Below are 9,741 nucleotides of genomic sequence, written 5' to 3'. Positions count from 1 at the left end.
ACATCCTCGCGCTGAACGCGAACACGGAGGCCGCCGCGTGGGCGAGGCCGGCGAGGGGTTCGCCGTCGTCGCCGAGGAGGTCAAGTCGCTCGCCGAGGAGTCGCAGGCGCAGGCCAGCGAGGTCGAACAGACGGTCAAAGGCGTCCAGTCCGAGGCCGACGAGACGGTCGAGAGTCTGGCGTCGACGACCGAGAAACTCCACGAGGGAATCGAACGCGGCGGCGAGGCGATGAACAGCCTCGGCGAAATCGTCGACGCGGTCGAGCGGACGTCCGAGGGCATCGCGGAGGTGGCCGACGCCACCGACAACCAGGCGATGAGCGCCGAACAGGTGTCCAGCGCGGTCGAGAACACGCGCACGCAGGCCGAACGGGTCGCCTCGCAGGTCGAGGACGTCGCCGAGGCGAGTCGAGAGCAGGCCGAGCAGGTCGACGCCATCAGCGCGGCGAGCGAGCGACTCGCGGTCGAGGACGGGGAGGCGGCCGCGGCGGAGACGCCGGCGACGGGAGACGGGACGCCGCCAGCCTCGGTCGGCACCGACGGCGGCGTGGACGAGATGCCCGACCACGTCCGCCGTCGTCTCGCCGACGAATCGGGAGACTGAGCGGCGACCGCGCGTCGGTCTCGCCCGCGCTCGGCGGCAGCTATATTCGGCCGAAGCGTCCTACGGATACGTATGACGCCCGAAGCGCTCTACGACCGACTCGAACGAGGTGAGCCCGTCACGGTCCTCGACGTGCGCAACCGCGACGAGTTCGAGGAGTGGCACATCGAGGACGAGGCCGTCACGACGACGCTCGTCCCGTACTCGAAGTTCATGGTGGCCGAGGCTGGCGACACGGTTGCGTCCACCGCGCGCGAGGCCGGTCTGGACCCCGACGAGTTCGTCGTGGTCGTCTGCGGGCGCGGCGAGGCCAGCGACTACGTGGCGGACCTCCTCGACGAGGCTGGGTTCGACGCGGAGAACCTCGAAGACGGGATGCGCGGCTGGGCGCGCGTCTACGCCTCCGTCGTCGTCAGACTCGACGCCGAGGCCGCCGTCTACCAGTACCACCGCCCCTCCAGCGGGTGTCTCGCCTACCTCGTCGTCTCGGGCGACGAGGCGGCGGTCGTGGACCCGCTTCGACAGTTCACCGACCGCTACGTCGCCGACGTCCGCGAGTACGGCGCTGACCTCGTCGCCGCCCTCGACACGCACGTCCACGCCGACCACGTCAGCGGCGTCCGCCGGTTGGCCGACGAGACGGGGGCGACGCCCGTCTACCCTGCCGCCGCCCGGGAACGGGGGCTTCGCGCGGACGCCGCCGCCGAGTTCGTCGCCGACGGCGACGAGATTCGCGTCGGCGACGTGACGCTCACCGCCGTCCGCGCCCCCGGACACACCTCCGAGATGACCGCCTTCCGCCTCGGCGACCTCTGTCTCGCCGGCGACAGCCTGTTCCTCGACAGCGTCGCCCGCCCGGACCTCGAAGCGGGCGACGAGGGGGCCGAGGCGATGGCCCGCCGACTCCACGAGACGCTCCGGTCAGTGTACGGCGAGATGGACGACGACGTTCGCATCGCCCCCTGTCACTACGGCGGTGCCACGTCGCGGGCGGACGACGGCACGTACACGGCGCGACTCGGCGACCTGCGGGACCGACTCTCCGCGTTCTCGATGGACGAAGACGAGTTCGTCGACTACGTCCTCTCGGACATGCCGCCGCGGCCGGCGAACTACGAGGAGATAATCGAGACGAACCTCGGCCGGACCGACGTGGACGACGCCGACGCGTTCGAGTTGGAACTCGGCCCGAACAACTGCGCCGTGTCGCAGGCGGGCGAGTCGTGACGGACGCCGAACCGGCGGCGGACCGACGCGACGGCGGGTCGGACCGACGCGGGGCCGACGCCGACGGCGACCGGAACGGTACCGACGACGGCGTCGAGGAGATAGACTGTCCGACGGCCGGCAAGCGGGTGCGGTACGTCGCCACGGCGGCCGACACCGGCGGCGAGTACGCCCGGTTCGAGATGTGGCTGGCGCCGCCGCCGGACTCCCACGGGCCGATGCGACACGTCCACCCCGAACAGGACGAGACGCTCGAAGTCGTCTCGGGCCGGATGGGCGTCTGGCACGAGGGCGAGACGCACCTGCTCGACGCGGGCGAACGCGTCACGATTCCGAAGGGCGACCGACACCGCTTCTGGAACGAGGGGCCCGACGAACTCCGTCTCGTCGGCGAGGTCCGTCCCGCCCTCCGGACGGAGCGGTTCATGCGTGTCACCTACGGACTCGCCCGCGACGGCATGAGTACGCCGTCGGGCATGCCGCTGAACCCGCTCAGACTCGCGGTGTTACTCGAACGGTACGACGACCTGCTGTACCTCGCCGCCGTCCCCCTGTCGCTCCAGCGACTCGGCGTCCGCCTGCTGGCACCGCTGGGTCGAGCGGTCGGCTACACGAGCGACTATCCGGAGTACGAGTGACTGTCCGACGTGTGGGCGACGACGAGACGGCGCGGAGAAGCGACGCGTTCAGTCGTCGTCTGCGGCGGCGGCGGCGGCCGCGGCGTCGTCCTCGATGCTCGGCGGGTAGACGCCGCGCTTCAGTTTGAGGTCGCTCTGGGGGCGCGCCATGCAGGTCAGCGCGTAGCCCTCGCGTTCCTCGTCGGTGAGGCCCCGGGCGGCGGGTTGGACGACGTCGCCCTCCAGAATCTCGGCGGAACACGCCAGACACATGCCGACGCGACAGGAGTACTCCTGCGCGATGCCCTCCTCGATGCAGGCCTTGAGAATCGTCTGCTTGTCGGAGACCTGAATCGTCTCGCCGGTCCCGACGAACTCGACGGTGTAGTCGGTCATAGCATCCGGTTTGCGGGACCGCGGCAAAACTCTTTATGCTGCGATTGCGTCGGCGAAAAGAGGTCGAATCGGGTCGTGGCGGCGACTCGTCGGTCCGCCGTGTCGTCGGTCCACCGTGTCGTGTCTCGGTCGCTCGGTCAGCCGACGTTCCGTTCGGCGACGCCCTCGCGTATCTCGGTCGCTCGCTTCCGCACGCGGTTGGCGTACCGCTGTATCTTCTCGGGTTTCTCGCCGTAGTAGGAGGCGACCCACTCGACGTCCACGGACGGTTGCGTGAGGAAGTAGCCGACGAGCGTGTCCCGTCCGGCCTGGATTATCTCCGGGGGGACGCCTCGCTCGCCGGTGCCCGCCTCCTCAAATCCGTTGACGTCGAAGTAGACGTCGGCGTACAGTTCTGCGGTCTCGGCGTCTTCGAACTCGAGGCCCGCGTGGTGCGGTGCCTCGAACCGGTAGACGGTGTCGTCGCCGGTCGTCAGTTCGACGATACGGACGTCGAGCACGTAGTCGCGGTGGACCGACTCGGTCGGCGCCGCGGGCTGCTCGTTCTCGGTTCGGTCGTTCGTTTGTGACATGATTGTTCTCGAAGTCGGGTGAAGAACGGAACCGACGGACGGGGAGTCGCGTCGCCGGCGCGGTGTCGCTCCCGTCGAACGCCGCGACGCCGACCCGTCGGTGCGGCGGCCGTCTCCCGCGGTCGGGTGAGCGGTCGACGCCGTCTCGGCTCCAGTCGCGGACCCGGTCCCGTCTTCCGGTACCGTCGTTAGCTGCTACTGCTGTTGCCGCTACTGTTGTTGCCGCTACTGCTGTTGCCGCTACTGCTGTTACCGGGACTACCGTTGCCGCCGGCGTCACCGTCGCTGCTGTTACCGCTACTGCTGTTACCGGGATTGCCGTTGCCGTCGCTGCCGTCGCCGGGGCTCTCCTCGCCGTTGCCGTCTTCGGTCTCCGTCTCCTCGCTCCCGTTCAGGTACTCGCTGACGGTCGGCCCGACGCTCTCGGGCTGGTAGACGTAGAGCCCGTCGTTCGGGTACGACCGGGCGGGGCCGCCGAAGCCGTCCTCACAACAGAGGACGCGCCCGTCGCGCATCGTGTAGACGTTGTCCACGTTCCGGAGCGCGTCGTCGGCGTCCTCCGGCGGGTCGGTGAAGTCGGGGCCGACGATGACCGGTTCGAGCGTCGAGACGTCGTAGTTCTCGTCGAGTTCGGCGCGGTAGACGACGCCGCCGTCCACGCGGTCCATCTGGATGTCGCCCGTGTCGTTCGCGAGGTCGTCGTTGAACTCGGAGATGCCGAAGTAGACGTAGTCGCCCGGCCCGGCGTCGTCGACGCTGTCGACGCCCTCGGCCTTGTTGAACTCGATGGAGGCCCCGATCTCCTTCGCGGCCGCGCGGGTCTCCAGGAACGGGACGCGTCGGAGTTCCTCGTCGCGCCGTCGTGCCCGTTCTCCTCGTACTGTCTCGCCCACTCGACGATGTCCTCGTTCGAGATGTAGTTCTGGTTGCCGTTCTTGATGACGTTCGGTCGGCCTCGCGCAGCGCCGCCGCCGGGTCGTCGGCCCAGTTGGTCTCGGCGTGGGCCTCGAGGTAGTCGACCTGCGTGACGTCGTCGTACTCGGCGATCCACGACTCGACCTCCGCGTTGGTCGCGTGGCCGAGCGGCAGCCACTCGACCTCGAGGGGAACGTCCGCCGGGGAGTTCCGCTGGCCGGCCTCCTCGGCGTTCGCGGCGTCGTTCGTGATCTTCGGGGCGTACAGCGTGCCCTCGACCCGCATCGGGTCGTCGTACCACTGGATGGGCGAGTCCGCGACGAACTTGTAGATGCCCTTGCTGTCGCCGTCCGAACAGCCGTAGACGGTCTTGTTGTCGCCCTGGAAGTCCGGGGCCTCCCACGACGCCCGGCCCATGACGTAGTACTTGACCGCTTCGGGCTCGTCGGCCGCCGGTTCGCGGAAGTCCACGAAGTAGCCGTAGCGGTAGGGGTTCGGGTAGACGTCGTCAATCGGCGTCGTCCGGAGGTTCTGGTCGTCGACCTGGTCGTTCTGGTCGGAGCCGAGGTAGTACGCGAGGAACTCGACGCCGGTCAGCGACCAGTAGCCCTGCGGGCTGAAGTCCTCGTCGATGTGGTCCTTCTCCGCGTACGTCGATATCGCGCTCGAAATCTCGCTGGGGTTCGGCCGGTTCCAGAAATGGGCCGCGCCGACGAGTCCGAGTCCGGTTCCCGCCTCGACTATGTCGCTCACCTTGGCCGTCTGGTTGACGCGTGGGTGTGAGTAGTTCTCTTCGGCGGACACCATCGTCTCCCACGGCGTCAAGTCGCCGTAGCAGTTGATCCGCGTCCCGCCGTGAGCGCGCAGCGACTCGGTGTTGGTCAGGTTCATGGCGTTCTCCAGGTCGGCGTGCCACTCCCCGTCCTCGTCCTGACTGAGGGGGACGCGGGAGACGCTGCCGGGGCTGTTCTCCCAGTTGGTGAACAGGTAGCCCTCGGTCCCCTCGTCGTTCGTCGAGACGAACTGGTTGCAGTCGGGGTTGCTCGCGGCGAGTCCGTACTGGGTGCCCGCGAAGTAGGGTCGCTCCTCGCGCTCCGGGTCCTCGGGACTCTCGCGCATGATGTCCGTCCCGTCCGGCGTCTGCGTCACGCCGAGCAGTTCGTCACCGCCGTTGATCGGTTCGCGCCCGTAGAAGAGAATCTCGTAGTCGCCGCTCTCGGAGCGGAGGTCCCGCTGTTCCTCCTCTGTCTCGGGGATTCCGACCTCCTCGAAGTCGTCGTTGTCGCCGTCGAACTCGAACTGGAACCCGTTGAAGTAGCCGACTCCCGCCCGGTCGAAGGGTTCGCCGTTCTCTGCGGACGGGTGCTGGAGGCTGTACAACAGCGACCCGTCGTGGAAGACGAACGGCCCCGTCACCTCCGCCCCGAACGCAGTCGTCGAGAATCGCTTCAGGCTTCCCCTGACGCTCGGCGCCCCCGGCGTGTCCGTCTCCTCTACCTCGTCTGCGCTCGCCGCCCCGGCTACGCTCGCTCCGAGCGATGCCGCGACGGACGTCGCCATCAGTTTGCGTCGAGTAAATTCGACCATGCGATTCGACACACAACACCTCAGTAAAAATAGATTTATAATGTTTTTCCGTACATATACTGTATTGCAAGACTCTCCAAGGGACGAATATAGACATACATCTTGAAATTACCCAAAAATACTGAATAGCGCTCAGAATTAAAATTGTAAGGATGGTGAGATAACCCCGCTGAAGAGTGTCTGATCCGGACGAGAGTCCGGTCCGTCGCTGCCGTTCGACCGGTCGGTCACGGGCGGCGTCTCGACGCAGCGGGGTGCTGGCCGCTGTCAGCCGGTTCGCTGGCCGCGGCCGGACGTCCGACCGCTCACTCGTCCTCGTCGGCTCGCACCGTCAACACGGGCACGTCGGAACTGCGGACGACCCGTTCGGTGACGCTCCCGAGGAGGTAGCGGTTCAGGCCGGTCCGTCCGTGCGTCCCCATGACGATGAGGTCGCAGCCCTCGGCTTCGGCGTAGTCGAGAATCGCCCGGTGGGCCGTCCCCGTCTGCACCCGCGACTCGACGTCGACGCCTGCTTCCTCGGCGGCGTCGACGACGTGACCGACGGCCGTCTTCCCCTCGTCCTTCAGCGCTTCGAGGACGATGTCGGACCCCGCCTCCAGCGACGTGTACGACCCCGAGTCCACGACGTACAGCGCGTGGATGGTCGCGTCGTACTGCTTCGCCAGGTCGACGGCGTGTTCGACCGCACCTTCGCTCGCCGCGCTACCGTCCGTCGGCACGAGTATGTGTTCGTACATCGGCCGTCGATTCGAGCGCCCGGGATTAGAAACTGTCCACGGCCCGAGGTCACTCGGCGGACGACGCGTCTGCTTCGGACCCGTCCGCCGCGCCGTCCACGTCGCTCCCGCCGTCCGCGTCGCCGACCGATTCGCCCCGGAAGTCGAGGATGGCCGTCTCGCACGCCTGGAGGCCGTCGATTCGCTCCCGGTCGACCAGCGACACCGTCTCCACGACGGTCCACCCCTCGCCCGCGTCGTCGTAGGCGAGTCCCTTCACCCACGAGTCGGTGGCGAGGATGACGCCGCTGGCGTCGCCCTCCTCCTCGATGGGACTGGCGAGTTCGAGGGCGTCCGAGCGGTTCAGGTCCATCAGTTCCTTCGCAGTCAGCGGTCGCGGCGGCAACGACTCCACGATTCCCATGTCGAGTCGTCCGCCCGCACCGGGCTTGTGCCTTGCGAACCGAGCGAGCGGGACCAAAAAAGTTTCTACCCGACTACGCGGGACTCTCTGCCATGTCTCCCGGAGACGCGTCCGGCGACGCGTCGGCGACGGTTCTCGGCCTCGACTTCAGGACCGACCGCGTCGCCGCCGCCGTCGTCGCGTTCGCCGCTCTCGCCCTCCTCGCCCGTCTCGTCGGTCTCGGTGCGCGCCCGTTCCACTGGGACGAGGCCCGCGTCGGCTACTGGACGCTCCGCTACCTCGAGACGGGCGCGTTCGAGTATCGCCCCGTCGCCGGCGGCCCCCTGCTGTACCACCTCGACCGAGTCGTCTTCGCCGTCCTCGGCGCTCCGACGCGACGGCCCGCCTCCCCGTCGCCGTCCTCGGCGCGGCGCTTCCGTCGTGCGCCCTGCTCTTTCGGGACCGACTGGACGACGCCGAGACGCTCGCGTTCGCCGCGGTCCTCGCGTTCCATCCCCTGCTCGTCTACTACTCGCGCTTCCTCCGCGGCGACGTTCCGCTCGTCCTGTTCGCCCTCGCGTTCGTCGGCTTCGTCGTCCGCGCGTTCGACCGGGCGAGCAGACGCGACGCCTACGCGGCCGCCGTCGCCCTCGCACTCGCGTTCGCCTCCTCGGGGTTCGCCGCCGCCTACGTCCTCTGCTGGGTCGCCGTCGGCGTCCTCCTCGTGGACCAACCCAGCGCCGTGGTGGACGGCGGGGCGTCCGCGCGGCGACTCCTCGCGTCGCTCCGGTCGCGCGTCGCCGGCCGAACCGCGCCCGCGGCCCGCGCGTCGCTCCTGTTCCTCGGGACGACGGTGCTCATGTTCGCGCCGCGCGCCGGCCCGCACGTCGAAGTGGGCCTGACGAGACCGACGACGTGGCACCTCGTCCTCTACGAGTCCACCGTGGGTGCGCTCTGGTCGTTCGTCGGTGTGCGCGTCGTCAATCGCTGGCCGGCGTGGACGCACGAACTGTTCCCGTACGTCGCCGACCTGCTGGGGACGCTCGGCGGCGTGGCCCTCCCGACGGCCGTCGCGGCCGTCGCCGTCTTCGCGTGGAACCGCTACGTCGCGGCGGAGCGCCGGACGCTACTGGACGCGTTCGCCTACTGGGCGGCGGCGGCGGTGGCCGTCTTCCCCGTGGTGACGGAGGTGGCGGCGCCGTGGGTGGCGATTCACGTGCTCCTCCCCCTCGCGCCGCTGGCGGCCGTCGGCGCCGCGGCGTCCTCCGACACGCCGTCGCCCTCGCGCGCGGAGACGGCCGCGACGCCGCCGCCGTCGCCGGCGTCTGCCTCCTCCTCGTCGCCTTCCTCGCGCAGGCGGGCGCCGTCACCGCCGCGGGCGCTACGGCCCCTCGGACCGGACGAACGAACTCGCGCAGTTCGCTCAGCCGAGCGACGACCTCGACCCCCTCTTCGAGAACGCCTCGACCGTCGCCGACGGCGACCCCACCACGCCCGAGGTGCTGTACGTCGGCGAGCGCTACTACACGGCGTGGGACCCCGGCAACGAGTTCCCGCCGGTGGTTCAGAACTGGGGGAACAGGCTGCCGCTCCCGTGGTACTTCGAACGCGCCGGCGCCGACGCGATAAGCACGAAGAACGTGACGACGTTCGACGAACGCGCGGCGAATCGCTCGACGCCCCCGATGGTCGTCGCGGCCCCGTCGCTGTCCGGCGCCGTCGGCGACAGACTCGGCGACGGCTACGAGGCGACGACGTACCACCTCGGTCTCTGGGACCGCGAGGTGGTCGTGTTCGTGCGCCGGTGAGCGACGCCGGGACGAAGGGATAACAGAAGCGGTGGCGACGAGAACAGAGCAGAGACGGAGGAGAGACGGCGGAGAGACCGAGAGAAGCGAGCGGCGAGAGAGCAGCGAACGCCGTCGCTCGCGCCAGCACGCCGAACGAACGGAACCGACCCGCCTAGCGGAAGCCCATCGCTTCGATCTGCTCCTGATACCGGTTGCGGATGGTGACCTCGGTCACCTGCGCCACGTCGGCGACTTCGCGCTGGGTCTTCTTCTCGTTGCAGAGCAGGGAGGCGGCGTAGATGGCGGCGGCCGCGAAGCCGGTCGGGGACTTGCCCGAGAGCAGCCCCTGTTCGGCCGACACGTCGATTATCTCCGTCGCCTTGGCCTGTACCTCCTCGGAGAGCCGAGGGCGGAGGCGAAGCGCGGGACGAACTGCTTGGGGTCGACCGGCTTCAGTTCGAGGCCGAGTTCCTGCGAGATGTAGCGGTACGTCCGCCCGATCTCCTTCTGGGGCACGCGCGACACCTCGGCGACTTCGTCGAGCGAGCGCGGGATGCCCTCCTGCCGGCAGGCGGCGTAGAGCGCGGAGGTGGCGACGCCCTCGATGGAGCGCCCGCGGATGAGGTCCTCGTTCAGGGCGCGGCGGTAGATGACCGACGCCACCTCTCGAACCGACCGGGGGACGCCCAGCGCCGACGCCATGCGGTCGATTTCGGAGAGCGCGAACTGCAGGTTGCGCTCGCCCGCGTCCTTCGTGCGGATGCGTTCCTGCCACTTGCGGAGGCGGTGCATCTGCGACCGTTTCTCGGAGGAGAGCGACCGACCGTAGGCGTCCTTGTCCTTCCAGTCGATGGTCGTCGTCAGGCCGCGGTCGTGCATCGTCTCCGTGATGGGAGCGCCGACGCGGGACT

9 protein-coding genes and 2 pseudogenes are annotated in these 9,741 nt (G+C 68.9%); 4 read left to right on the top strand and 7 right to left on the bottom strand.

The genetic code is table 11. From position 1 onward, the window contains the following. The 3 genes from GJ632_RS15195 to GJ632_RS15185 all read left to right on the top strand — a co-directional run. The coding region (locus GJ632_RS15195) for a methyl-accepting chemotaxis protein (protein ID WP_231751590.1) at positions 1-604 on the top strand (604 nt) is incomplete at its 5' end. Between the two features lie 72 nt (positions 605-676). Then, positions 677-1,831: an MBL fold metallo-hydrolase gene (locus tag GJ632_RS15190; protein WP_191453394.1), complete on the top strand. Its 1,155-nt coding sequence runs from the start codon at positions 677-679 to the stop codon at positions 1,829-1,831. Then, positions 1,828-2,469, top strand: a complete 642-nt coding sequence (locus GJ632_RS15185; RefSeq protein ID WP_191453393.1) for a cupin domain-containing protein — start codon at positions 1,828-1,830, stop codon at positions 2,467-2,469. The genes GJ632_RS15190 and GJ632_RS15185 overlap by 4 nt, the downstream gene beginning before the upstream one ends. A gap of 48 nt (positions 2,470-2,517) precedes the next feature. Here the strand turns inward: GJ632_RS15185 and GJ632_RS15180 are convergent, their stop codons facing one another. From GJ632_RS15180 to GJ632_RS25480, 6 genes and pseudogenes are all read right to left on the bottom strand, one after another. Next, positions 2,518-2,844, bottom strand: a complete 327-nt coding sequence (locus tag GJ632_RS15180; RefSeq protein WP_089806774.1) for a 2Fe-2S iron-sulfur cluster-binding protein — start codon at positions 2,842-2,844, stop codon at positions 2,518-2,520. Positions 2,845-2,981: 137 nt separating this feature from the next. Next, a complete protein-coding gene (locus GJ632_RS15175; protein ID WP_191453392.1) occupies positions 2,982-3,416 on the bottom strand; it encodes a hypothetical protein in 435 nt (144 codons plus the stop codon). 188 nt (positions 3,417-3,604) lie between these two features. Continuing rightward, positions 3,605-5,918: pseudogene (locus GJ632_RS15170) on the bottom strand (alkaline phosphatase PhoX). Between the two features lie 305 nt (positions 5,919-6,223). Continuing rightward, on the bottom strand, positions 6,224-6,658 hold the full coding sequence (locus GJ632_RS15165) for a universal stress protein (protein WP_191453391.1): 435 nt from the start codon (positions 6,656-6,658) through the stop codon (positions 6,224-6,226). Positions 6,659-6,707: 49 nt separating this feature from the next. Next, positions 6,708-7,061, bottom strand: a complete 354-nt coding sequence (locus tag GJ632_RS15160; protein ID WP_089806768.1) for a hypothetical protein — start codon at positions 7,059-7,061, stop codon at positions 6,708-6,710. A 65-nt stretch (positions 7,062-7,126) separates the two neighbouring features. Then, the gene (locus GJ632_RS25480; protein WP_343161204.1) at positions 7,127-7,300 is read right to left on the bottom strand and encodes a hypothetical protein; all 174 of its coding nucleotides are present in this window, start codon (positions 7,298-7,300) and stop codon (positions 7,127-7,129) included. On the opposite strand from GJ632_RS25480, the gene GJ632_RS15155 reads away from it, so the two are divergent. Next, on the top strand, positions 7,300-8,871 hold the full coding sequence (locus GJ632_RS15155) for a flippase activity-associated protein Agl23 (protein ID WP_343161203.1): 1,572 nt from the start codon (positions 7,300-7,302) through the stop codon (positions 8,869-8,871). The genes GJ632_RS25480 and GJ632_RS15155 overlap by 1 nt on opposite strands. Positions 8,872-9,002: 131 nt before the next feature. Here GJ632_RS15155 and GJ632_RS15150 read toward each other — a convergent pair. Further along, a pseudogene (locus GJ632_RS15150) lies at positions 9,003-9,741 on the bottom strand (transcription initiation factor IIB family protein); the annotation flags it as partial.

Source organism: Halogeometricum sp. CBA1124, from assembly GCF_009741955.1.
Lineage (GTDB): Archaea > Halobacteriota > Halobacteria > Halobacteriales > Haloferacaceae > Halogeometricum > Halogeometricum rufum.
Note: the sequence above shows the minus strand (reverse complement) of the source record. Positions and strands in the feature narration are given on the sequence as shown.

Coding starts and splice junctions, on each gene's coding strand:
- GJ632_RS15180 (WP_089806774.1), bottom strand. CDS start 2,844: ATGACCGACTACACCGTCGAGTTCGTCGGGACCGGCGAGACGATTCAG.
- GJ632_RS15190 (WP_191453394.1), top strand. CDS start 677: ATGACGCCCGAAGCGCTCTACGACCGACTCGAACGAGGTGAGCCCGTC.
- GJ632_RS15160 (WP_089806768.1), bottom strand. CDS start 7,061: ATGGGAATCGTGGAGTCGTTGCCGCCGCGACCGCTGACTGCGAAGGAA.
- GJ632_RS15175 (WP_191453392.1), bottom strand. CDS start 3,416: ATGTCACAAACGAACGACCGAACCGAGAACGAGCAGCCCGCGGCGCCG.
- GJ632_RS15165 (WP_191453391.1), bottom strand. CDS start 6,658: ATGTACGAACACATACTCGTGCCGACGGACGGTAGCGCGGCGAGCGAA.